The organism is Azospirillaceae bacterium (assembly GCA_028283825.1).
Taxonomy (GTDB): domain Bacteria; phylum Pseudomonadota; class Alphaproteobacteria; order Azospirillales; family Azospirillaceae; genus Nitrospirillum.
In genome coordinates this window covers 289,048-312,785 of sequence record JAPWJW010000002.1, presented here as the reverse complement: position 1 = coordinate 312,785, position 23,738 = coordinate 289,048, and the positions used below count along the sequence as shown (strand labels likewise).

General features: G+C 67.4%; 23 protein-coding genes and 1 pseudogene. 5 read left to right on the top strand and 19 right to left on the bottom strand.

Annotated elements, in window-relative coordinates:
• Window positions 1-196 precede the first annotated feature (196 nt).
• Window positions 197-904 carry a hypothetical protein gene (locus PW843_10105; protein MDE1146960.1) on the top strand — a complete coding sequence of 236 codons (708 nt, stop codon included), beginning with the start codon at window positions 197-199 and terminating at the stop codon, window positions 902-904.
• Between the two features lie 205 nt (window positions 905-1,109).
• Here the strand turns inward: PW843_10105 and PW843_10100 are convergent, their stop codons facing one another.
• Both PW843_10100 and PW843_10095 read right to left on the bottom strand, forming a co-directional pair.
• Entirely contained in the window at window positions 1,110-3,095 is a 1,986-nt protein-coding gene (locus PW843_10100) for a methyl-accepting chemotaxis protein (protein MDE1146959.1), read from the bottom strand.
• Between the two features lie 599 nt (window positions 3,096-3,694).
• Window positions 3,695-4,600 carry a LysR family transcriptional regulator gene (locus PW843_10095; protein MDE1146958.1) on the bottom strand — a complete coding sequence of 302 codons (906 nt, stop codon included), beginning with the start codon at window positions 4,598-4,600 and terminating at the stop codon, window positions 3,695-3,697.
• A gap of 151 nt (window positions 4,601-4,751) precedes the next feature.
• On the opposite strand from PW843_10095, the gene PW843_10090 reads away from it, so the two are divergent.
• The 3 genes from PW843_10090 to PW843_10080 all read left to right on the top strand — a co-directional run bounded on the left by PW843_10090 (window position 4,752) and on the right by PW843_10080 (window position 7,701).
• Window positions 4,752-5,243 (top strand): hypothetical protein, encoded by a 492-nt coding sequence (locus tag PW843_10090; protein ID MDE1146957.1) that lies wholly within the window; start codon window positions 4,752-4,754, stop codon window positions 5,241-5,243.
• Window positions 5,244-5,360: 117 nt separating this feature from the next.
• Window positions 5,361-6,818, top strand: coding sequence for an alpha/beta fold hydrolase (locus tag PW843_10085; GenBank protein MDE1146956.1), 1,458 nt, complete (start codon window positions 5,361-5,363; stop codon window positions 6,816-6,818).
• Window positions 6,819-6,924: 106 nt separating this feature from the next.
• Entirely contained in the window at window positions 6,925-7,701 is a 777-nt protein-coding gene (locus tag PW843_10080) for a hypothetical protein (GenBank protein ID MDE1146955.1), read from the top strand.
• A 181-nt stretch (window positions 7,702-7,882) separates the two neighbouring features.
• Here PW843_10080 and PW843_10075 read toward each other — a convergent pair whose 3' ends face one another.
• The 15 genes and pseudogenes from PW843_10075 to PW843_10005 form a co-directional block, all read right to left on the bottom strand.
• Window positions 7,883-8,470, bottom strand: coding sequence for a HupE/UreJ family protein (locus tag PW843_10075; protein ID MDE1146954.1), 588 nt, complete (start codon window positions 8,468-8,470; stop codon window positions 7,883-7,885).
• A 36-nt stretch (window positions 8,471-8,506) separates the two neighbouring features.
• Entirely contained in the window at window positions 8,507-9,160 is a 654-nt protein-coding gene (ureG, locus tag PW843_10070; protein ID MDE1146953.1) for an urease accessory protein UreG, read from the bottom strand.
• Complete coding sequence (locus PW843_10065; GenBank protein ID MDE1146952.1) at window positions 9,157-9,807, bottom strand: urease accessory protein UreF; 651 nt, start codon at window positions 9,805-9,807, stop codon at window positions 9,157-9,159. Before PW843_10065 ends, ureG begins: the two co-directional genes overlap by 4 nt.
• 40 nt (window positions 9,808-9,847) lie before the next feature.
• A complete protein-coding gene (locus PW843_10060; protein ID MDE1146951.1) occupies window positions 9,848-10,399 on the bottom strand; it encodes an urease accessory protein UreE in 552 nt (183 codons plus the stop codon).
• A gap of 25 nt (window positions 10,400-10,424) precedes the next feature.
• Window positions 10,425-12,138 (bottom strand): annotated as a pseudogene (ureC, locus tag PW843_10055) (urease subunit alpha).
• Window positions 12,138-12,455 (bottom strand): urease subunit beta, encoded by a 318-nt coding sequence (locus tag PW843_10050; GenBank protein ID MDE1146950.1) that lies wholly within the window; start codon window positions 12,453-12,455, stop codon window positions 12,138-12,140. Before PW843_10050 ends, ureC begins: the two are co-directional and overlap by 1 nt.
• A 17-nt stretch (window positions 12,456-12,472) precedes the next feature.
• Window positions 12,473-12,775 (bottom strand): urease subunit gamma, encoded by a 303-nt coding sequence (locus PW843_10045; GenBank protein MDE1146949.1) that lies wholly within the window; start codon window positions 12,773-12,775, stop codon window positions 12,473-12,475.
• 12 nt (window positions 12,776-12,787) lie between these two features.
• Window positions 12,788-13,609: an urease accessory protein UreD gene (locus PW843_10040; protein ID MDE1146948.1), complete on the bottom strand. Its 822-nt coding sequence runs from the start codon at window positions 13,607-13,609 to the stop codon at window positions 12,788-12,790.
• Window positions 13,610-13,878: 269 nt separating this feature from the next.
• Window positions 13,879-14,823 carry a LysR family transcriptional regulator gene (locus PW843_10035; protein MDE1146947.1) on the bottom strand — a complete coding sequence of 315 codons (945 nt, stop codon included), beginning with the start codon at window positions 14,821-14,823 and terminating at the stop codon, window positions 13,879-13,881.
• Window positions 14,824-15,063: 240 nt separating this feature from the next.
• Entirely contained in the window at window positions 15,064-15,192 is a 129-nt protein-coding gene (locus PW843_10030) for a hypothetical protein (protein ID MDE1146946.1), read from the bottom strand.
• 7 nt (window positions 15,193-15,199) lie between these two features.
• A complete protein-coding gene (locus PW843_10025) occupies window positions 15,200-15,391 on the bottom strand; it encodes a type II toxin-antitoxin system RelE/ParE family toxin (protein ID MDE1146945.1) in 192 nt (63 codons plus the stop codon).
• Window positions 15,388-15,648 (bottom strand): CopG family ribbon-helix-helix protein, encoded by a 261-nt coding sequence (locus tag PW843_10020; protein ID MDE1146944.1) that lies wholly within the window; start codon window positions 15,646-15,648, stop codon window positions 15,388-15,390. Before PW843_10020 ends, PW843_10025 begins: the two co-directional genes overlap by 4 nt.
• Before the next feature lie 71 nt (window positions 15,649-15,719).
• A complete protein-coding gene (gene guaD, locus PW843_10015; protein MDE1146943.1) occupies window positions 15,720-17,051 on the bottom strand; it encodes a guanine deaminase in 1,332 nt (443 codons plus the stop codon).
• A 14-nt stretch (window positions 17,052-17,065) separates the two neighbouring features.
• Complete coding sequence (locus PW843_10010) at window positions 17,066-18,292, bottom strand: urate hydroxylase PuuD (protein MDE1146942.1); 1,227 nt, start codon at window positions 18,290-18,292, stop codon at window positions 17,066-17,068.
• Window positions 18,293-18,427: 135 nt separating this feature from the next.
• Window positions 18,428-20,074 (bottom strand): hypothetical protein, encoded by a 1,647-nt coding sequence (locus PW843_10005; GenBank protein ID MDE1146941.1) that lies wholly within the window; start codon window positions 20,072-20,074, stop codon window positions 18,428-18,430.
• Between the two features lie 100 nt (window positions 20,075-20,174).
• Between PW843_10005 and PW843_10000 the strand changes: the two genes are divergently transcribed.
• A protein-coding gene (locus PW843_10000; protein ID MDE1146940.1) for an IS630 family transposase occupies window positions 20,175-21,235 on the top strand; the annotation gives its coding sequence in 2 pieces (ribosomal slippage) (window positions 20,175-20,667 and window positions 20,667-21,235; 1,062 coding nt in all).
• A gap of 378 nt (window positions 21,236-21,613) precedes the next feature.
• On the opposite strand, the gene PW843_09995 is transcribed toward PW843_10000, so the two are convergent.
• Complete coding sequence (locus PW843_09995; GenBank protein MDE1146939.1) at window positions 21,614-22,597, bottom strand: hypothetical protein; 984 nt, start codon at window positions 22,595-22,597, stop codon at window positions 21,614-21,616.
• Window positions 22,598-22,630: 33 nt separating this feature from the next.
• The gene (locus PW843_09990) at window positions 22,631-23,734 is read right to left on the bottom strand and encodes an aminotransferase class V-fold PLP-dependent enzyme (GenBank protein MDE1146938.1); all 1,104 of its coding nucleotides are present in this window, start codon (window positions 23,732-23,734) and stop codon (window positions 22,631-22,633) included.
• Between the last annotated feature and the right edge of the window lie 4 nt (window positions 23,735-23,738).

Genomic DNA, 23,738 nt, shown 5'->3' with positions numbered 1-23,738 from the left:
TCCCTGTCATTAGAAGTTGGCTATCGCCCCGGCTTAATCAACGAAGCCGTTCCATGTTGCGATAGACAAATTCTATCAACGCTGCCCGGCCGGCGTACCGCCCGACCCTCCAGCCATCAATAACACCCTAGGACGCCCGGGGAGCCGGACGCCCGTCGCTAGGACATGGATCATGCGCGCCCGTAAGTTAGTTGTGATGTCAACCTTGTTGAGCCTGATGCTTTCCTCCCCCGTCGCGGTGATGGCCGCCTCGGTGGACAGCCCGGCGGCAAATGCCGCCACGGTCGCCGCCAGCCTGCCGGCCAACCCGGCCATGGCGCAGGATGTGGCGCAGCTGACCCGCGACTGGGCGGCCATCAAGTACCAGATGCACGACGACGCGGCGCAGTCGGCCAAGATGCGGGACCTGCTGCCGCGCGCCACCGGCCTGATCACCCAGTATCCCGGCCGGGCGGAGCCGCTGATCATGAACGCCCTGATCCTGGGCAGCATCGCCGGCTACGACCAGAACGCCGGCTCGCTGGAACTGGTGCGCAAGGCGCGTGAGCTGTTCGAGCAGGCCGACAGGATCGACCCGGCCGCCATGCAGGGTGCCGCGGCCGTCAACCTGGGCTCGCTCTACTACCTGATGCCGGGCTTCCCCATCGGCTTCGGCAGTGACAGCAAAGCCAAGAAGTACCTGGAACGCGGCATCGCGCTGAGCCCCGACGGCCTGGAATCCAACTACTTCTATGGCGAGTTCCTGTCGAAGCAGGGCGAGTATGAGAAGTCGGCACGGGTGCTGGCCCACGCGCTGGAGGCCCCGGTGTCGGTGGAACAGCCGGTGTGGGACGCTGGCCGCCGCGCCGAAGCCCGCGACCTGCTGGCCGAGGTTCGCCAGAAGCTGGTGGCGTCTAATAGTTAAGGGTTCCCTCAGGCGGCGGGCGCGGAGTCTTTTGGCCTCAAGCGCCGGCGCCACCTGACGGTGGCTTGGCTTCCTCACCGCGCCCTGCGGTGCTCGCTCCGGCGGCCCCGGTCGGGGCCTAGGAACGGGGGGTGACAGGCTCAATGCGAAAAGCCCCGGAGGTGCCGCCTCCGGGGCTTTTCCTTGTGACCTCAGGCCACGCGCATCACGCCACGCGCTCCAGGCGGCCGATCACCAGGCCGGCCAGGTGCAGCGCGTCCGCCCCCGCCAGGGGCGGATCGAAGCACAGATGCTCCCCCTCCTCCCCGGCCATCAGCACGCGCACCTCCAGCCAGGGGCCGGCATGGTCGATCTGCAGGCGGCCCCGGCTGCCGGCGGCGACGGCCTCGTCGAAGGCGACGCAGGCGCCGCCCTGCGACAGGTCGCGGACACGGCCGGCGACGCAATGCCCCTCCAGCGTCAACAGGCAGGGCAGGTCCACGGGCGTCCGGTCCTCGGCGCGGCGGTCCACCTCATCCATGCTGGTGCGGATGACGCGCACCAGCATGCCGCGCAGGTCGGCGACGGACTGGGCCACGTCGGCGACGGCCGTGCGCACGGTGATGGCGCGATCGCCGGTGGCCCCGGCCTCGCCCGAGACCTCGCTGATGCGCACGGACACTTCCTGGGCGGCGTCGGCGGTCTGGGTCACCGTGCGGCTGATCTCCTGCGTCGCGGCCCCCTGTTCCTCCACCGCCGCGGCCACGGCGCTGGAGATCACGTCCATCTCGCGCACCACGCCGCCCATCTCCGCCATGGCGGCCACGGCCCGGCCGGTGATGGCCTGGATCTCCGTGATCTGGCGGGTGATATCCTCCGTCGAGCGCGCCGTCTGCCCGGCCAGGCTTTTCACCTCGTTGGCCACCACGGCGAAACCCCGGCCGGCATCGCCCGCCCGCGCCGCCTCGATGGCGGCGTTCAGGGCCAGCAGGTTGGTCTGCGCCGCGATCTCCGCGATCAGCGAGGCGACGGCGCCGATGCGGCCCACCGCGTCGGACAGGGTGCCGATGGTGTCCTGCGCCGTCTGGCCCTTGGCCACCGCCGCCTGGCTGACGGCGCTGGCGTGCATCACCCGGGCCGAAATCTCGCGGATGCTGGCCGTCAGCTGTTCCGTCGCCGCCGCCACTGTCTGGGAATTGGCCAGGGCCTGGTGGGCCGCCGCCGCCACGCTGGTGCTGTTGTCGGCGACACAGTCGGCCGACTGGGCCATGGCGGCGGCGTGGCCGTCCATGGCGCGGGTGGTGGCGGCCACGCGGTCCACGGCCAGCCGCGCCTCCTTCTCCACCCGCTCGGCCATGGACACCAGGGCGGCGCGCTTGCGGCCCTCCGCCGCCTCGGCCTCGGTCCGGGCATGGGCTTCCAGCTGGCGCTTCTCCTGCGCCTGGGTGCGGAAGACCAGCAGGGCGCGGGCCAGGTCACCCAATTCATCCCGGCGCTCAACCCCCTTGACCGAGGCGTCCAGGTCGCCGGCGGCGATGGCCGTGGTGGCGTTGGTCAGGCGCCCCACCGGCCGCACCACGCCCAGGACGAAGGCCGCCACCGCCATCAGGATGGCCAGCGCCACGCCGCTGCCACCCGCCGCCATCAGCAGGATGTCGGTCTGCCGCCGGGTGGCGGCGGCCTGCGCCGCCAGCTCGCGGATGGTGCGGTCCTGCGCCTCGATGAAGGCGTCGGTGATGGCCGACGCCTGGCGTTCGGCCGGGCGCACGCCGTCGCGGAACAGGGCCATGGCCTCCTCCCGCCGGTCGTCCAGCCCCTTGGCCAGGGCCTGGTCCAGCGCCGCCAGCACGGTGGCCTGGGTGGCGGCGAAGTTGCCCAGCCCCGCGCGCAGGGCCGGCGCCAGGGGCGCCTGGGCCACGGCCGTGGCGAATTCCGCCACCCGTTCCCGCATCTCCGTGGCGCGGCTGCGCGCCCGCTCCGCGAAGGGCGCCCTGTCCGCCGGCGTTTCCAGGATGGTGTTCAGGGTATCGCGCTGCACCGCCCGGCTGAGCGCCCGGATTTCGGAAGCCGCCAGTTGCAGGCCTTGCGCGTCCTCCAGCGCGCGGGACACGCGCTCGGTACGGGCAAGGCCGGCATGGCCGGCGGCCACCAGGGTGCCGGCGACCAGCGCCAGGCCGATGACGGGCAGAAGAAGCTTGAGGGACAGTTTCATGGGGCTCGTGGTCTCTGAGTCGATGGTGGCGGAGCCTGAGCGCTTCCTGGCACGGGTGCGATGATATCGATGTCATGCACCGCCGCGATCCCGCGGAGGCCTGGGCTGGCGCTTGGGCCAAACGGATGGAACACTGAAAAGCGAAAGGCGCGCCGGCGGGCACGCTGGGCATTGGGCAAAGATGAAACGCCGTCCGTGCCCCACGGACCCAAAGCGGGTTCAGCCCCGATACCGGGGCGCCCCGCTTTTAAAGGATCAGAAGGCCGGAAAGCCGAAAGCCGCACCGCCGGACGGTGCCGGCCGCTGCGTTGCGGCGGACTGTGATGATCCGTGACTTTCCTGTCAAACCCAATATCCGGCCGGCCACCACCGGCAAATCTGCAATTTGTGACACGTTAACGGGATATAAATACTGTTGGCGCGCGCCGATACACAGAAGATGCGTGTTTCATTTTACGTAAAAGCCGTTTTTATAAGACGCCAATACATCACGAAACCCCTATGGCAAATAATTGTTTTGCCGGAAAATCAATGCGCCATGAACGGCACGCCGCTGCATGCAAGGCTGGGGTGCGGCCGCCATCTGGTAACGCAACCATTCAAGGCGCGACCGGCTCACCAAAAGTGCGCGCCACCTTGCGCGCCTCCGCCACCAGGGCGGCGGCCAGCGGCGTCATGGGGTCGCGGTAGGGGACAACCAGGCCGATGTCGTGCACGGCAGACGGCTCCACGATGGGGATGGCGCGAATCCCGTCGGGGAAACCCAGGGCGCCGGTCAGCACCTCCGGCATGATGCTGGCCCACTGGCCGGTGCGCACATGGGCGAACAGCACGATCATGCTGTCGGACTCCAGCATGGGGGCGGAGACGGCGCCGGCGATGGACAGCAGCCGGTCGATGATGCGCCGGTTCTGCATGTTGGGGGTCAGCAGGCACAGCGGTATCTCCCCCACCTCCGCCCAGGTGACCCGCTCGCGCCCGCCCAGCGGGCTGTCGCGGCTGATCAGCAGGCGGTATTGCTCCCGGTACAGGGGCACGGTGCGCACCCGGCCCAGCGGCTCGTTGTCCAGGTAGGTGATGCCGGCATCGATCTCCAGCCCTTCCAGCAGGTGCAGGATTTCGACCGACGTGCGCGACTGCACGGTGAAGCGCACGCTGGGGTGCTTCTCACGGTAAGGGGTGGTCAAGGCCGGCACCATGGCGAGTGCCGTGGGGATGACGGCGATGCGCAGATGGCCGCTGAGGCCATGGCGCAGGGCCCGCACCTCCTGCTTCATGGCGCGGGCGTCGCCGACGATGCGCCGCGCCCAGTCCAGCACCCGCTCCCCCTCCGGCGTCAGGCCCAGGTAGCGGGCGCCGCGGTTGACCAGCAGCACGCCCAGTTGCTCCTCCAGCTGTTTCAGGCCGGCGGACAGCGTCGGCTGGGTGACGCCGCAGGCCTCGGCCGCGCGGCCGAAATGCTGTTCGCGGGCCAGGGCGATGAAGAATTCCAGCTTGTCGATCATGCGGCCATCGCCATCCGGTTATTATGTGCGCGTTCCCCCACCCCATGATGATCGGTGAAGACGGGCGGGACATACAAGACGGCAAAGATGCGTCGGCCCAGGATGGGCGATCGAAACCGGGCCGGGACCGGCCCGCAGCGGGGGCTGTACCATGTTCGATCCCTTATCCTATGTGGGTTTCCATACCGACCTCAGCCTGGTGGCGCTGGCCATCGGCCTGTACCTGGTCGCCGCCTTGATCACCAACCGCGTGCCCCGCACGTTGACCGCCGTCTACCTGGCGGCGGCGGTGCTGACCGACCTGACGGGCTTCGGCTTCCCCTTCACCGGCTTCCTACCGTCCCACGGCGTGGGCGTGCTGTCGCTGCTGATCCTGGTGGTGGCCATCGTCGCGCTGTACCTGTTCCACCTGCGGGGCTGGTGGCGGGTCCTCTATGCCGCCAGCCTGACGGCCAGCGTGTTTTTCCTGGCCTTCGTCGCCGTCGCCCAGTCCTTCCAAAAGGTGGCGGCGCTGAACGCCCTGGCGCCCACCGGATCGGAACCGCCCTTCGCGGTGGCGGAGGGCGTGGTGCTGCTGCTGTTCATCGCGTTGGGCGTGCTGGCGGCACGGCGCTTCCGGCCGGCGGCCCTGGCGCACGCCTGACCTCCCTTCGCGCGCTGGACAGGGCCCCGTTTCAGCACCACGCTTGGGGTGAGACGGAACGGCGGAGGGCGCACGCTCAAGCGCGGATGGACGGTGCGGCAACGGCTGTGCGGAGTGATGATGCTGGCCTGGATCACCGCCGGCGCCCCGGCATGGGGGCTGTCGGCGGAACCGCCGCCTGCGACCACGGCCGTCCTGACCGGTGATTGGCAGGGCACGCTGGACACCGGCCTGACCCGCCTGCGCCTGGTGTTCCACATCGCCGCCACCGGCGGGCCCGCCGTGGGCGGCGACAGCACCCTGTCCGGCACGGTCGACAGCGTGGACCAGCAGGTGATGGGGGTGGCCATCGGCGCCGTCACCCGCGACGGCGACCGGGTGGCATTCAGCATCCCCGCCATCCTGGGCGGCTTCACCGGCACGCTGACCACCGACGGCCGTGCCCTGACCGGCACCTGGACGCAAGGGTCCCAGATCCGCCCGCTGGTGCTGACCCGCCTGACCACGGCGCAGATCCGGGCGGAGCAGGCACGGCCCCAGACGCCCCGGCCGCCCTTCCCCTACCGCGCGGTCAACGTCACCTATGCCAACCCGGCGGCACCGGCCGTGCGGCTGGCCGGCACCCTGACCCTGCCGCCGGGCAAGGGCCCCTTCCCCGCCGCCTTGCTGATCACCGGCTCCGGCCCGCAGGACCGGGATGAGACCATGGACGGGCACAAGCCCTTCCTGGTGCTGGCCGACGCGCTGACCCGGCGGGGCATCGCCGTGCTGCGGGTGGACGACCGGGGCGTGGGCCGCTCCACCGGCGATTTCGACGCCGCCACCACGCCCGACTTCGCCACCGATGCCGAGGCCGGTGTCGCCTATCTGCGCGGCCGGGCCGACATCGACCCCCGCCGCATCGGCCTGATCGGCCACAGCGAGGGCGGCCTGATCGCCCCCATGGTGGCGAACCGCGATCCCACCCTGGCCTGGCTGGTGCTGCTGGCCGGCCCGGCCTTGCCGGGGGAGGACATCCTGTTGAGCCAGAAGCGCCTGATCTCCTACGCCAAGGGCGTGGGTGCCGCCGGCACGGACCGCCTGGTCGATCTGGACCGCCGCGAATACGCCATCGTGAAGAATGAACCCGACCCCGAACGCGCCCGCGCCCGCCTGCGCCTGCTGCTGCAAGGCGGGGTGGTCGGCGGCGACAACCACATCGCCACGGCGGAAGCGGTGATCGACGCCGTGACCCGGCCCTGGTACCGCTGGTTCCTGACCTACGACCCGGCGCCCGCCCTGCGGTCTTTGCGCCTGCCCGTGCTGGCCCTGGTGGGCTCCAAGGATTTGCAGGTCTCGGCCGCCGAGAACCTGCCGGCCCTGCGCGCGGCCCTGGCCGATGATCCCTTGGCGGAGGTACGCGAGGTGGCGGGCGTGAACCACCTGTTCCAGACGGCCGACACCGGTTCCCCCGCCGAATACGCCCGCATCCCGGAGACCATGGCGCCCGAGGTGCTGGAGATGATCACCGGCTGGGTGGTGGCGCGGAGCGGGGTGGGCCAGCCACAAGCACTATTGCCAGATAAGAAGGATTAAATAATTATCAGATAGTTCTTTGGTTTCGGGCCTTTACCTATAGTAATATTTCTCAGGTTAGGATTTGTGAATGAAATGTTCGTATTGTGGATTGAGCGAGAAGAAGATGACACGTGAGCATCTTTGGCCAAGAGCTCTCCACAGAAGAATTTTATCTGTTAATGAACAGAATGAAAATTATTTTTGGATGAGACGCACTAATTCTGTAATAAAATCAGAACCAACAATTAAAGATGTTTGCGAAGTATGTAACAATGTAATTCTATCTGGTCTTGACGAATATATATGTCAACTATTTGACAAATATTTCCATAAAATCATGGAGAGGCACGAAAGTTTTGATTTTCATTACGATTATGATAAGCTAAAGAGGTGGCTTCTTAAGATGTGTTACAATTCATCAAGAACAACGTCTTCTATCGAGAAAAAATCTCCAGATATAGAAATATATCAGCAAATACTTCCGTACATTTTGGGCAAAAATAACAGCATAGGAAGATCTTCACAAATGTACCTCCAAATATCTTATCCATCTTTAATTCCATCGAAATTCATCAAAAACAAACCAGAAACAGAAAATAAAGATATTATATTTTATCCAAGCGGCAATCGCGTTGGCTTTACATTTTTCAAACTCGATAATGTTGGCAAGAAATTGCTAAGAACCGTCCATTTACGCAGCTTCACATTCTACATAGCTTTTTTCGAACCTTCAAAAGGAGCATCAGATATATATGATTTCTCTAATGAATTCACGAAAACCATGCCAGGAACACATCTGTTAAAGAAATCGAAAACCAGCATAAGAATTTCATGCAATGGCGCAGACTCATGGAAATCATTCTATGAAGCTCGCGCAAATGAATTTGTGTTCGATGAATAAAAAATTGCAATAACAATATTATATCACCGTCTATCATATAATATTAATGATAAAAATGAACAAATCCAGGCGCATTCACCTGGATTTGTTCCGCTCTAGACCTGTATTCCTGGCGGCAGAATGCGAACAACCTACTCGTATTGACCTATTCATCATCAATGAATGACGTGCACTTTACGAGTCACGCCCACAGCAGAAATGGCGCCGCCAGGCCCATGGCCAGGCCCGCCAAGCGCGGCGCCAGGCGCAGGCCGGCGCGGGTGGCGGCCAAGGACAGGCCGACGCCGGCCAGGTGCAGGGTGGCGGAGGCGGTGACGAAGCCCAGGCCGTAGGTCAGGCCATCGGCATCGGCCGGCATTTCCACCCCGTGGGCGGCGCCATGGCAGAAGGCGAAGGCGGCGATCAGGGTGGCGCCGGCGGCGAGCGGCAGGCGGGCGCCGAAGGCGGTCAGCCAGCCCAGGGCCACCACCGACAGGGCGATGCCCCATTCCACCCCGGGCACCGCCAGGCCGTTGGCGCCGGCGATGGCGCCCACCACCAGCAGCGCCAGGAAGGCCAGCGGCCACAGCCAGACGGCGCGGCCGCCCTGCTGCCCGGCCCACAGGCCGACCGCCGTCATGGCGGCCAGGTGGTCCCAGCCGGTCAAGGGGTGCAGCAGGCCATCGCCGAAGCCATGGGTGTGGCCGGGCATGCCGGGGTGGGCCATGGCCACGGCGGGGGCCAGAGCGGCGGCAATGGTCAGCGCGGGCAGCAGGCGGCGGTAGGTCATGGTCGGGTTCCCCTGTTCGATGGCGTTTCTTGAAACTCAGGCGGCCAGGCCGCCGGCGCGTTCGATGAATTGGACCACGGTGTCCAAGCCGTGCGCCGTCTTCAGGTTGGTGAAGACGTAGGGGCGGGTGCCCCGCATGCGTTTGGTGTCGCTGTCCATCACCTCAAGGCTGGCGCCCACCAGGGGGGCCAGGTCGATCTTGTTGATGACCAGCAGGTCGGACCGGGTGATGCCGGGGCCGCCCTTGCGCGGGATCTTCTCCCCCGCCGCCACGTCGATGACGTAGATGGTGATGTCGGCCAGTTCCGGGCTGAAGGTGGCGGCCAGATTGTCGCCGCCGGATTCGATCAGGATGATGTCCAGCCCCGGGAACTTGGCGTTCATGTCCGCCACCGCCGCCAGGTTGATGGACGCGTCCTCCCGGATGGCGGTGTGGGGGCAGCCGCCGGTTTCCACGCCCAGGATGCGGTCGGGATCAAGCGCGCCGACGCGCGTCAGGATCAGCGCGTCCTCCTTGGTGTAGATGTCGTTGGTGATGGCGACGATGTTGTAGATGTCGCGGAAACGCTTGCACAGCGCCTCCATCAACGCGGTCTTGCCGGAGCCGACGGGGCCGCCGATGCCCACGCGCAGGGGGCCATTCGGGGATCGGGCCGGGGATGCGCCGGTGGGGGAAGCAGGCGTGCTCATGAGCGGAACAACCTCGTGTATTGCGTCTCGTGGTTCATGGAGGCGATGTCGGCCACCCAGGCCGCCCCGCCCAGATCATCCAGGGTGCTGACGGCCGCCCGTTCAGCGGCGGCCAACACCAGCGGTTCCAGCCGCGCCAAGGCCCGCTGCCCGTCGGTCTGGCCCAGCGGCACCAGGCGCAGGGCGGCCGACACCAGATTGCCGACGAAGCCGTGCAGGTAACCCAGCAGGGTGGCCGGCAGGGTCAGGCCGTGACCGGCCGCGACCGCCCCCACAGCCACCGGATAGGCGGCGTTGGGACCATACGCGACCAGGCGGTCCACGGCGGCGCAGGGCCAGGCGGACGCGATGGCGGCGGCGAAGGACCGCCCCTGCGACAGGGTTTCCAGCCGCCGTTCCGCCGTGGGCACCAGGGCGCCGGCCAACTCGTTCACCCCGTCCAGCACCGCCCAATCCTCAATCGCGGCCGCGCGCCAGGATGCGGCCACCAGCACGGCGTCGTTCCAGGCGGAACCCACGGCCAGCAGATCGTCCAGCCAGGCGACCAGGGCATCGACATGGCGCACCGTGCCATCCTCCACCACCCACTCCAGGCCGTGGCTGTAGGAGAAGGCGCCCACCGGGAATGAGGCCGTCAGCCAGGTCATCAGGCGGTAGACATCGCCCGCCTGGGCGGTGAAGGGCGCCTCAGCCATGGCCGTGCCCATGATGATGGCCGTGATCGTGCCCCCCGTGCCCATGGTCATGATCGTGATCATGGCCGTGGTGGTGGTGCCCATGTCCATGACCGCCGCCGGCCGGGCTGTCGCCATAGGCCCCACCTTCCGGATCGAAGGCCGCCGACACCGGGCTGACGATGGCACCCAGGCCGACCAGCATGTCGGCCAGCACATGGTCGGCGCGGATGCGCAGGCGGTCGCCGCGCAATTCGGCCGGGATGTGGCGGTTGCCGATGTGCCAGGCCATGCGCAGCAGGTCGCCGATGGCCTCGCACCGCACCTCGATCAAATCCTCTGGTGCCGCCTTGACCCGGACGATGCCGCCGCCGGTCAGCACCAGCCCATCGCCGTCGCGGATGTGGCGGGGGGTGGGCAGGTCCAGCAGCAGGGGGCCGCCGCCGTCATCGCGTTCCAGGCGCAGGCGCCGGCGGCAGCGGTGGTCGAAATCCAGGGTGACGGTGCCGGCTTGGCGTGCGGCATCCCAGAAGCCGGCGGCCAGGACGGTGTGGGCGTGGGGCAGGTCGCTCAAAGCCAGGGTCCTTGCATCAGAACAGGAAATAGCGCTGCGCCATGGGCAGCACCTCGGCCGGCTCACAGGTCACGATACGGCCGTCCACCCGCACCTCATAGGTTTCGGGATCGACCTCCACCACCGGCGTCGCACTGTTATGGATCATCGCCGCCTTGCCGATGCCGCCGCGCGTATTGCTGACCGCCAGCAAGGTCTTCTCCAGCCCCAGGCGCTGGCCGATGCCGTCGTCCAGCGCGGCCTGGCTGGTGAAGGTGACGGCGCAGCGGCGCACCGCCCGGCCATAGGCGCCGAACATGGGGCGGTAGTGCACCGGCTGGGGCGTCGGGATGCTGGCGTTGGGGTCGCCCATGGGGGCGGCGACGATGGTGCCCATCTTCAGCACCAGATCCGGCTTCACCCCGAAGAAGGCCGGCGACCACAGCACCAGGTCGGCCAGCTTGCCGGCGGCGATGGAGCCGACATGCGTGCTCAAGCCCTGGGCGATGGCGGGGTTGATGGTGATCTTGGCGATGTAGCGCTTCACCCGGGCGTTGTCGTTCTCACCCACCTCCTCCGCCAGGCGCCCGCGCTGCACCTTCATCTTGTGCGCCGTCTGCCAGGTGCGGATCAGCACCTCCCCCACCCGCCCCATGGCCTGGCTGTCGGAGGAGATGATGGAAAGCGCGCCCAGATCGTGCAGCACATCCTCCGCCGCGATGGTCTCACGCCGGATGCGGCTTTCGGCGAAGGCCACGTCCTCCGGAATGTTGGGGTCCAGATGGTGGCAGACCATGAGCATGTCCAGATGCTCATCCACCGTGTTCACGGTGTAGGGCCGCGTGGGGTTGGTGGAGGACGGGATGACGTTGGGCAGGCCGCAGACCTTGATGATGTCCGGCGCGTGGCCGCCGCCCGCCCCCTCGGTGTGGTAGGCGTGGATGGTGCGGCCCTTGAAGGCGGCGATGGTGTCCTCCACGAAGCCGGACTCGTTCAGCGTGTCGGAATGCAGCATCACCTGCACGTCGAAGCGGTCGCCGACGTCCAGGCAGGTGTCGATGGTGGCCGGGGTGGTGCCCCAGTCCTCATGCAGCTTCAGCGCCGCCGCCCCGCCGCGCACCTGTTCCTCCAGCGCCGCCGGCAGGGCCGCGTTGCCCTTGCCCACGAAGGCCAGGTTCATGGGGAAGGCCTCCGCCGCCTCCAGCATGCGGGCCATGTGCCAGGGACCGGGCGTGCAGGTGGTGGCGGCCGTGCCGGTGGCCGGGCCGGTGCCGCCGCCCAGCATGGTGGTGACGCCGGACATCAGCGCCTCCTCGATCTGCTGGGGACAGATGAAATGGACATGGGCGTCGATGGCGCCGGCGGGTCAGGATCTTGCCCTCGCCGGCGATGACCTCCGTCCCCGGGCCGACGATGATGTCCACGCCGGGCTGGACGTCGGGGTTGCCGGCCTTGCCGATGTGGTGGATGCGGCCGTCGCGCAGGCCCACGTCGGCCTTGATGATGCCGCCATGGTCGATGATCAGGGCGTTGGTGATGACGGTGTCCACCGCCCCTTGCGCCCGGGTCGCCTGCGACTGGCCCATGCCGTCGCGGATGACCTTGCCGCCGCCGAACTTCACCTCCTCGCCATAGAGGGTCAGGTCCCGCTCCACCTCGACGATCAGGTCGGTGTCAGCCAGGCGCACGCGGTCGCCGACGGTGGGGCCGAACATGTCGGCGTAGGCGGCGCGGCCGATCTTGATGGCCATCAGTTGCCCCCCTTCAGCGGACCGGAAACCTTGGCGTTGAAGCCGTGGACCACGCGGGCGCCGCGATAGGGCACCAGGGTTACGGTGCGGGTCTGGCCCGGCTCAAACCGCACCGCCGTGCCGGCGGGGATGTCCAGGCGGTGGCCGTAGGCCTGTTCGCGGTCGAAGCTGAGACCGGCGTTGGTCTCGAAGAAATGATAGTGGCTGCCGACCTGGATGGGCCGGTCGCCGGTGTTGGCCACGTCCAGGGTCACCGTCGGCAGGCCGGCGTTCAGTTCGATCTCGCCCTCGGGCGTGAGGATCTCTCCGGGGATCAGGGTCATCGGCGGTCCCTTTAGCGGATCGGGTTGTGGACGGTGACCAGCTTCACCCCGTCGGGGAACGTGGCCTCCACCTGCACGTCGTGGATCATCTCGGCGATGCCCTCCATCACCTGGTGGCGGCCCACCACGTGGGCGCCATGGTCCATCAGGTCGGCCACCGCCCGGCCGTCACGCGCCCCCTCGACCACGAAGTCGGTGATCAGGGCGATGGCCTCGGGATGGTTCAGCTTCACGCCGCGTTCCAGCCGGCGGCGTGCCACCATGGCCGCCATGGCGATCAGCAGCTTGTCCTTCTCACGCGGGGTCAGGTTCACCAGTGCTCTCCCTCAACAACGCCAGACGCGTGGGACCGGCATCCCGCGCAAGAATTCGATCACCGGCGCCAGGGCGCGCAGCAGGGCCTGGCCGTCGGCCGCCACCAGGCGCAGGGCCAGCAGGCCGTTCCAGGCGCTGGCCCCGGCGGAAACGCCACCCAGCAGGCCGCGCACCGCGTCCACCTGGGCCTCCGCATCCGGCGCCACGTACAGGCAGGACGCCGCCGCCCGGGCCCTCGCCGCCACGGCGGGCCGCGACAGTTGGGCATCGATGTCGCCCGACAGGCGCACCCTGTCGGCATAGGCCAGGCGGCCGTCGCGGCGGATGCGCCAGTCATCGCGGAACAGGCCGCTGGTCACCCGCTCACCCCGCGCCGTGCGGCCGAACACCACCGATTCCACCGCCAGCAGGGTGGCGCCGGCGTCCATATCGACATCCAGCCGGCGGGCCAGGCGGGCGCCGTCGAACAGGATGGTCTCCTGCGGCAGCCAGTCCAGCCGGCCACCCACGGTCAATTGGTTCAGCACCACCGCCTCACCCCCGCTGGCGCGGTAGATCTTCTCCGCAGCCTGGGTGGTGACGGTGGCCCGCGCGCCGACGGGCACGATCACCTCCGTCTCCAGCACGTCGCCGCCGGTAAGACCACCGCCGGTGTTGATCAGCACGCCCTCCAGGCCCGGCCCCTTGGGCAGGCGCAGGCGGGCGGAGCCGGACTGGTACAGGCGGTCCAGGCGGGTGAGACCGTCGTCGCCCACCTTCACCCCCAGGACCACGCGACCGCGCAGGCGTTGCAAGCGGGCGGGCGGCTCATGCAAGCCGGCGGCGTCAGGCATGACACCCCGCCCTGTCCCCACCGCACCGCGCATGCCGCCCCATTCCAGGCCACCCCGTTCTGAATTCCGCCCCAGGCCCCACCCCAGGGTCGCAACCGCCGTGCCAAGGCCGCCGGCGTTAACCATGTGCCGCCCAGCATGGCACGGGCGGCATCTTCGCAAAAGGCAAACGCCCTGGTCGTCGCCCAGAAAATGGGCGCCCGGCGATGTGCGCTTAAATCTTGGGCAGGCCCCATACGTCATTTGACGTATCGGGGGGCACGGGGTCCCTACAGCAGGGCGTCGGGATGGGTGGCGGCCAGTTGGGCGCGGATGCGCGGCACCAGGAAGTCGGACAGCGACTGCACCTTGGCCGGCAGCAGGGCGCGGTGGGGGTAGACCACCGCCAGCTGCACCGGCTCCGGCGGATGGTCGGGCATGATGATTTCCAGCGCGCCGGCCTTGATGTCGTCCGCCACTTCCCACAGCGGCTTCAGCGCGATGCCCTGGCCGTCCAGCGCCCAGCGGGTCAGCACGTCGCCGTCGTCGGCGTCGATGGGCCCGGCCACCGACAGCTTGGTCGTCTTGGCACCTTCGTCTTTTCCAGGGGGCCCCTTGCCCACCAACGGCCAGCGGTACTGCTGCGTGCCGGGGAAGCGCAGCAGCAGGCAGTCGTGCTCCAGCAGATCGGACGGCGTCTTGGGCCGGCCGCGCGCCGCCAGGTAATCGGGGGCGGCCACCAGCACGCGGCGCACGTCGGCGATCTTGCGCACGACGAAGCTGCTGTCCTTCAGGTTGGCCATGCGGATGGCCATGTCCACGGACTCGCGCAGCAGGTCCAGCAGATGGTCCGACAGGCGCAGGCGCACGTCCACCATGGGATAGGTCTTGCGGAATTCGGGCACCAGCGGGCCCAGCACCCGCCGGCCGAAGCCCAAGGGTGCGGTCACCCGCACGCTGCCCGAGGGCACGCCGCCTTCGGTGGCGATGCTGCTGTGGGCGCGCTCCACCGCCTCCAGCACCTCCAGGCAGTGCTGGTAGAAGATCTGGCCGGTTTCGGTGGCCTGCAGCTGGCGGGTGGTGCGGTTCAGCAGCCGGGCGCCCAGATGCGCCTCCAGCTGCTGGATACGGTGGCTGACCAGGGCCGGCGACATGCGCAGGTTGCGCCCGGCCGCCGACAGGCTGCCCAGCTCCACCACCCGCACGAACACCTGCATGTTTTCCAGCAGGGCCATCAGCCCATCCCCCTACGCCACGCTTATTCCAACGGCATTTGATCGCGGCCGCTCAAATGCCCCTCAAACGCCGGGCGCGGCCATCCGGCCGCTTGGCTGATCCTTGACTGCCAGTCCGCCTTCGGCTCCCCGTAAGTCTCCGGCGGCCCCGTCGGGGCCTACAGCGGCACGAGGCCGAGCCTCGCGCCGCTGCCTTTGCCAAAGACGGCGCGGAATCCCCTGCAAAGTCCGGGCCCAATCTCAAGCCTCCGGCCAGGTTTCCGGCGGCCAGTCGCGCGCGCCATGCACGATGTGTAGGATCACCAGGACCTCGCCCCCCGTTGGCCCGGCGATGAATTTGTACGCGATGATATACGGCAGGTCGGGCACCACCTTTTCATAGGTGCCGGTGACCCGCCCCTTGCGGCCCAGGGCCTGCCGGCCCAGGGCGCCCGCCCAGGGCGTTCCCGGTGGCGCGAATGGTGGCCGCCACCTTGCGGGCGGCATCGGGGTTGTCCTTGGCGATGTGGCGCGCAATGCCGATCAGCTCATTCAACGCATCGCGGGACCAGGAGACAGCGCGCTTCACCCCCGGCTCCGCGCCACTTCCTCAATCGCGGCGTCCAGCTCGTCCATCGCCTGGTCATGGGGAACCAGCCGGCCCGCCTCGATATCGGCCAAGCCGCGCTGCACCCCTTCCACCAGGGAGATTTCGCGCGCCACGTAGTCCGCGATCGCCTCCGCCGCCAGGTAGGAGCGGGTACGGTTGGTCTGCGCGGACAAGGCGGCAAGCTGGTCCTTGACCTCAGGCTTCAGCCTGACGGTCAGCGTCGTGCTGTTGGACATGGGGAAACCTCCTCACAGCAGCCTGTATTCAGATGTACACATCCTCGCACAGGCGCACCTGAGGCGCCATGTTAATCCCGCCGGTCGCGGTCATGCACCCGCCGGCCCTGGACGTAGGTGGCGCGCACCGCGCGGTCGTCGCCCAGGGTCATCAGCAGGAACAGCTCCTCCTCCAAATCGCCGCCCATCACCTCGCGCCGGTGCGCCATGGCGGGGGTGGCGCCAGGATCCAGCACCACCAGGTCGGCATAGCGGCCGGGGGCGATCTGGCCGATCTCATCACTCAAGCCCAATGCGGCCGCGTTGCCGCGGGTCATCAGGTCGAAGGCGGCCAGCGCCGGCCAGCTTTGGCCGCGCAGTTGCAGGACCTTGTAGCCCTCGCCCGCCGTGGCCAGCAGGGAATAGCTGGTGCCGCCGCCTACGTCGGTCGCCAGGCCCAGGCGCACCGGCCGCGCGGGGTTCTCCAACGCCGCGCGGTTGAACAGGCCGCTGCCGATGAACAGGTTGCTGGTGGGGCAGAACACGGCGACGGAGCCGCTCTCACTCATCCGCGCCATCTCCCGCTCGCTGAGATGGATGCAGTGCCCGAACAGCGAGCGGTCGCCCAGCAGGCCGAAGCGGTCATAGACGTCCAGGTAATCCGCCGCGTCCGGATAGAGGCGGGCGACCTGGCGTATCTCCTCCACATTCTCCGACAGATGGGTCTGCATGTAGACGCCCGGATGCTCCCGCAGCAGCGCGCCCGCCGCCTCCAGCTGTTCGGGCGTGGAGGTGATGGCGAAGCGCGGGGTGACGGCGTAGCGCTGGCGGCCGGTGCCGTGCCAGGCGTTGATCAACGCCTTGCTGTGGTCGTAGCTGGTCTGGGCGGTGTCGGTCAGGGCGGTGGGGGCGTTGCGGTCCATCATGACCTTGCCCGCCACCAGGCCCACGCCGCGCGCCTCGGCCTCCAGGAACAGGGCCTTGACGCTGCCGGGGTGGACGCTGCCGTAGACCACCGCCGTGGTGGTGCCGTTGCGCGCCAGCTCATCCAGGAAGAAGCGGGCGTTGCGCGCGGCGTGGGCGTGGTCGGCGTAGCGCTGTTCCTCGATGAAGGTGTACTTCTCCAGCCATTCCAGCAGTTGCGCGCCGTAGGAGGCGATCACCTGGGTCTGCGGGAAATGGATGTGGGTGTCGATCAGGCCCGGCAGGATCAGGCCGTCGGGGTAATGCTCAACCGCCACCCCGGCCGCCAGGGTGGGCAGCAGGCTCGCCGCCGCCCCCACCGCCGTGATGCGCCCGCCCGCCACCACCACCAGCCCGTCGGCGATGTAGCGATAGCTGTCGCGGTCCCCGGGGCCCAACGGCGCCCGCAGGAAGGTCAGCAGCCGGCCGCGCAGGGCCGTGGAGGCGGGGGTGAAAGCCATGAAATCGGTCCTGCTTACGGAACAGTGGCCGCCCCGACGCGGGGCTCGGCAGCACCGGCGGACCAGGCGGCCAGGATGGCCCGTTCCGCCGGCGTGATCAGGGTGACGTTGCCGGGCGGCATGGCGCTGCTGAGCGCGGCCTGGCGCCGGATGTCCGCCGCATGGCGCAGGATGGCGCCGGGATTGTCAAGGATGACGCCGTGCGGCGGGGCGGTGATGCCGTCCCAGACGGGGGCCGCCGTGTGGCACATGCTGCACCGGTTCATCACCACCTCCTCCGCTTGCGCGAAGGTCGCAGCTTGAGCCGGCGCCGCGCTGACGGCGGGGCCGCCGTCGGCCGAGCCTTGGGCGCTGAGCCAGGCGGCCACCAGGATGCCGGCCGCCACCACCCCCCAGGTCCACCACGGCGCCGGCTTACCGGCATGCTTGGTGTTGAAGAAGTGGCGGATGCTGGCGCCCACCACCAGCACGACGGCGAAGATCAGCCAGTTGTAGCGCGTGGCGTAGGTCAGCGGATAATGGTTGCCCACCATCAGGAAGACGACCGGCAGGGTCAGGTAGTTGTTGTGCATGGACCGCTGCTTGGCGGCCTTACCCAGGCGCGGGTCCGGCGTGCCGCCGGCCAGCAAGGTGGCCACCACCTTGCGCTGGTTGGGGATGATCAGCAGGAAGACGTTGGCCACCATCATGGTGCCGATCAACGCCCCCATCTGCAGCATGGCGCCGCGCGGGCTGAACACATGCGTGGTGCCCCAGCAGGCCACCACCAGGAAGACGAACCCCACCCCCGCCAGCGCGCCGTTGTGCCGCCCCAGGGGCGAGCGGCACATCAGGTCATAGACCACCCACCCGGCGGCCAGCAGCGCCAGGCTGAGCCCGATGGCCTGCCATTGCGTCAGCGCCATCACCGACTGGTCGATCAGCAGCAGGTCCGCCCCGCGATAGTACAGCACCACCAGCAGGAAAAAGCCGCTGAGCCAGGTGGTGTAGGCCTCCCACTTGAACCAGGTGAGCTCGGCCGGCATCTGGCCCGGCGCCACCAGGTACTTCACCATGTTGTAGAAGCCGCCGCCATGGACCTGCCAGGCCTCCCCCTGCACGCCGTCGGGCAGGTGGGGCCGCCGGCGCAGGCTGGCGTCCAGCGCCATGAAATAGAAGGAGGAACCGATCCACGCCACCGCCGCGACCACATGCAGCCAGCGCGCCAGCGTGTTGACCCATTCCCAGAAGATGAATTCCATCGCCGCCCGTTGCCCCCGTTCTTTTCGCAACCGCAACAGGCTAGGGGGCTGTTCCCCCGGGCGCCAGGGGGGCGTTATCGGCAACAGCTTCAAAAATCATGGAAAGGCGGGGGGGATAATGACCCCAACGGGCTGTCAGGTCTCGTCGAACCGGCTGCCATGATACGTGATCTGCCATGTCGGTGCTCCGCCGCTGGTGAGAGTGTTTTGGAACCGAAGGGGCATCTCGGCCGAGCGCTGAGCGAGCGGTACTTCAGCTAAGGTGATGGCAGGCCTCATTCTCCGCTGAATGCCATGGGCGACTACATCCTCGACAAAACACAGTACTCTGTCGGTCTTGTCGGCGACCCATTCGGTTACCGGTATCCCGTCAATTGTCGGTTCGGTCGCGAAAATCTTGCCACCCACGTCGGTGATGGTGGTGCTGTGAAGAGCCCAGTTGCCGTGATCAAGAAGGTTTCGCGTGTTAACCAATATGTCGCCCCATCTGCGAGCTTCGCGCAGATATGCCGCTAATGCCGGGTCGGTCAGCTCGAGTGCCGCTAGACCGCGCTCAAAAGGGGACTGCTTCTGATACAGGAAACCGATGTCGAGCCCGAGCGAACGCGCAGTGGCTTGCATCCGTTCCTTGAAGGAGCGGGTTGCGCCGCTCAGGAATTCATTGGTCAATCGCCCGAGCTGCCGGTCCACATTTTCGGTAATCCGGATATGGATACCCACCCGCTCGACGATAGAACCCTCATCTACTTTGCGAGCATGGTCCTTCCAGGTCTTGGCGATGTCCTTCGCCATGTCCCGGATTTCGAGCAGAGTCTTCAGCAAGGTGTGATGAGCAGCCAGGAAAGGCTCCCTTTCGGCATCCAGGGTGTCCGCCATCTTCATCAGGCCATAGAAAACACGTGCCATGAAGGGCGTGCCAGTGCCTTCATCGGCAAGCTTTTGAACGACAAATTTTCCTTCGTTGGGCTTCACGTCGAGCCCACCACGCTGCTGGATGTTCCGCAGCATCGCTTGGTACTGCGACTCCCTGATCGGCAGCACGCTGGAAATCTGGAGCTTATCCCTGGTCACCTTTCGAATGGTTTTGAAGGCCTCGGCGTCGATGATGCCGCTAAGAAAGACCAGCATCCCTTCGAGCGGGAGCTTGCCCTGGAGCAGTACGACGCCACCATACTGCCAGGGGACGAAGCACATCGCGGCCAACGGCTCTTTTCCGCCTCGGGGGTAAAGGGCAACCGACTTCGGAGGCATGGCACGGTCGTTGTATTGATTGCGCGGCACCGGCCGCAGCTCACCCATGCGGTCGTACCAGTAACCGGTCGTAACCAGACCCTGTCGTTGCACGCTTTCCAGGATCGTTTCATTCCCTGGGAGGGCGTAGCCATGCGACCACCGGGCCATCTGCCCCAATAGCATGTGCATAGCCAAGTTGAACGTGCCCGCGCCTGACGCCGAAATCATCATGACGGCATAACAGGGAAACGCCGTCTTGAGATTGGCCCCTGGTGAAGGCGGCAGGAGCAAGCCCAAGGATTTATCGCCGACCCATTGAGCCATATAGGCGATCTGGCCCTTGGCGGCGATGACGACGGCGTCAACCCAATAGTCCGATGGTGTGCGAGCATTCAAGCGTTCGAGTTCGGCCGCAAGGTCCTCAAGAGGCACTGCCGCATCGATGGCAAAGACGACGCCCAATGTGGCCTCGATGGTATTGGCACCCGGCGCAGCCACAGTCTTCTTCATGGCCTTGACCGCAGCCACCCGGGAGTAGGCCGCAGCCAAGCCATCTAATACCAACGAGCGCTGATGGCGACTCTCGCTAAGGGGATTCCCTTCGGGCTGATTTTCTGATTCACCAGAGCAGGCAAAGAGGAGGCTTGCGATGGGTTCGGCAGTTGAGGTTCGTTCGGATTATTCAGCGGCGGCTTTGCGCCAATTCGCGCGCCGATGCGGCGATGCTGACCAGGTTCGGCGGTTGTTGGCCCTGGCGCAGATCCTCGACGGCCGGAGCCGGGGTGAAGCGGCCAGGACGGCTGGTGTGACGCTGCAGATCGTGCGGGATTGGGTTCTTCGTTTCAACGCGGATGGCCCGGACGGCCTGGCTACACGCAAGGCGCCCGGCAAAGCGCCGTTGCTGAACGATACACAGCGCGCGCGCCTGGCCGCGGCCGTCGAAGCCGGGCCGATCCCGGCCGTGCATGGCGTCGTGCGCTGGCGGCTTGTCGATCTGGCCCAGTTGCTGTGGGATGAGTTTGGTGTGTCGGTGACGCGCTTCACCCTTGGCCGCGAATTGCGCGCGCTGGGCTATCGCAAGCTCTCGGCCCGGCCGCGCCATCGCGGCCAGAAGCCCGAGGACATCACCGATTTTAAAAAACCTTCGCAACCCGCCTGGCGGGCATCCGGCACCACCTCCCGCCGGGAACGCCCATAGAGTTGTGGTGGCAGGACGAGGCGAGGATCGGCCAGCAGACCGAGCTCACCCGGCGTTGGGCCAGGATTGGTACCAGGCCGTCAGCACCGAAGGATCAGCGCCGGGCCTCGGCCTGGATCTTCGGCGCCATCTGCCCCGCCGAGGGCAAAGGGGCCGGCATCGTCATGCCCCGCTGCAACACCGCCGCGATGAACAGCCATCTCCAGGAAATCGCCGTCCACGTCGCGCCGGGCGCGCACGCCGTCCTCATCCTTGATCAGGCCGGTTGGCATAGCTCGGCCGAACTCATTGTGCCAGCCAACATCACGCTCATGCCCTTGCCGCCCCGCTGCCCGGAACTCAACCCCGTCGAAAACCTCTGGCAGTTCATGCGCGACAACTGGCTCTCAAATCGCATCTTCCAGAACTATGACGACATCGTCGAGCACTGCTGCCACGCCTGGAACAAACTCGTCGAACAGCCTTACCGCATCATGTCCATTGGACGCAGGCAGTGGGCACATGGGTCGTAATTAACGCTCTTTGGTATAAGTCCAGCGTATGGGAAACATCGACGGCGGCGGCCACACTTTCGACCGGCACCACGGCCCGCGCGCTACCGCTGGTCGGTTGGTCGCCGATGCAAACCAAGGTGGCAAACGGCTCAGACTCATTGCCCTGAGAATCTACTACGACGCCGGTTTCAATCCGATACGGCGCAGTAAGGAGTGACTGCATCTGCACTACAAGGGTCGAGCCCACTTGGTTGGCAGGGGCAGCAATCACCACCTGTCCGGCGCCCGCGATCTGGTTTCCTAGGGTCAAACTCGCCCTCGCTGCTCATCACAACTTTCGGAAGACGCAAGGTCATCTGACCTTATACTCTCTTTCTCTCCCAACTTTTCCCACAATCACCCCCGCCCCCACCACTTCAGCACCCGCAGCGCCCGCAGGGTGATCCAGCGGGACGGCCGGCCCGGCCCCTCGTCCATCTGGAACCACACCCGTCCCCGGATCTGCCAGTCCAGCGGCCAGGTGCCGTCCGCCCCCTGGCGGCAGCGCAGGTGGGCCACGGCCTCGGCCAGGCGGGGATCGGGGGCGGTGCCGGCGAACAGGCCGGCGGCGCGGAAATGGTCCAGGGCGCGCAGGACGTCGTAGCGCCAGCGGTTGGGGTGCAGCAGGTCGAGGAATTGGGGGTCGGCGGCCTCCCCGGTGGCCAGGCGGCGGAACAGGCCGCGGGTCAGCAGATAGTCCTCGCCCGAGGCGCGGGCCGCGCGGGAGGCGGGGGTGCCGCCGGTGGCCTTCTCATATTCCAGCAGGCCGTCCAGCACGTTGAGGGTGGTGGCGAAGGAGGAGCGGGTGGAGCCGTTGGCCCGTTCGCAGTTCCAGCCGCCGTCCGGCTGGCGTTCGCCCAGCAGGCGGTCGACGATGGCGGAGACGTCGATGCCGAAATAGGCGCCATCGGCCACGGTGCGGCCGTTGATGCATTCCTCCACCTCGCCCTGCCAGTAGGGCTGGCCGCCTTCGTCCCAGCGGGAATTGGCGCCCACCAGGGCCACGGTGCGTTGGGCGCGGGGGGTGGCCGGGTCCAGGCCGAATTCGCGCAGCTGGCTGAGCGCGAAGGCGGTGGCGGTCCAGGGCTGGCCCTCCGCCCGCCAATCCTCAGGGGTGAAATCGGCAGGAACGAAGGCGCCGCCCGCCCACTGGCCGTCGGCGTCCTGGCAGGCCAGCAGCCGGGCGCCCCAACCTTCGGTTTCCACCTTGGCCCGTTCCGGCGTCCATACCGCCTCGGGCAAATCCAGCAGGTCGCGCATCACCTGCCAGCGGATGGCGGGATCGCCCTGCATCAGCCAAAAGACAACGGCGTCATCATCGGACATCGGGTCATTGGACATCGGCCGCATGCTTCCCGTTCCCAGGCCCTGTTCTCAGCGGGCCGGCAGCGCCCCCGCGATCATTGCCGCCGCCTGGTCCACGGCGTCCGCCGTGGTGTCCCGGCCCAGGCCGAAGCGCAGGCTGCCATAGGTTGAGCTGGCGTCCAGGCCCAGCGCGGTCAAGACATGCGAGGGCCGGCCGGTGGCAGATCGGCAGGCGGAACCGGTGGACAGCGCCAGGTCGGGCAGGTCCAGCAGCAGGTCGGCGGCGTCCACGCCCGGCAGGGTGACGTTGAGGCAGCCGGGAAGGCCGTCGGCCGGACCGTTGCGGGTGATGCCGGGGATGGCGGCGGCCAGAGCGTTCCACAGGCGGGCGGTGAGTGCCGCCAGATGGGCGCGGTCGGCGTCGCGGCGGTCCAGCACCAGGCGGGCCGCCGCCGCGAACCCGACGACCGGGGCGGTGGGCGGCGTGCCCCAGGACCAGGGGGTGGCGGGGGCCAGGCCGGCACGCACCACCAGGGCGCCCACGCCTTGCGGCCCATAAAGCTTGTGCGCCGACAGGGTGACCAGGTCGGGGCCGCCGCCGTTTTCTCCCCCGAGCGGTAAGGAACCGGTCGCCACCCGCTGCACCCCGTCGCAATGCCACAGGGCGCCGTGGCGGCGGCAGAGGTCGGCGATGGCGTCCATGGGTTGCAGGCTGCCGACCTCATTATTCGCGGCCATCAGCGACAGGAAGGCGGGACGCGGGGCGGCCTCAAGGGCGGAGGCCAGCGCGTCCAGGCGGATCACGCCCTGGCCGTCCACCGGCACCCAGGTCACCGACCGGCCCTGGGCGCGCAGACGGTCCACGGCGCGCAGCACGCTGTCATGTTCGATGGATGAGATCAGCAGGGGTGCCGCCGCCGGCGCCAGGCCTTCCAGCGCCAGGCGGTTGGCCTCACTGGCGCTGGGAGTGAAAAGCACGGTGGCATCGGCCGGGGCGTCCACCAAGGCGGCCACGGTGCTGGCGGCATCCTTGAGGGCGCGGGCGGCTAGGCGACCGGGGGCATGGTGGACGGACTGGGCGTTGCCGGCATGGTCCGGCTGGAACCAGGGCAGCATGGCGGCCAAAACATCAGGGTCCAGGGGCGTACTGGCCAGATGGTCCAGGTAGATCATGGCG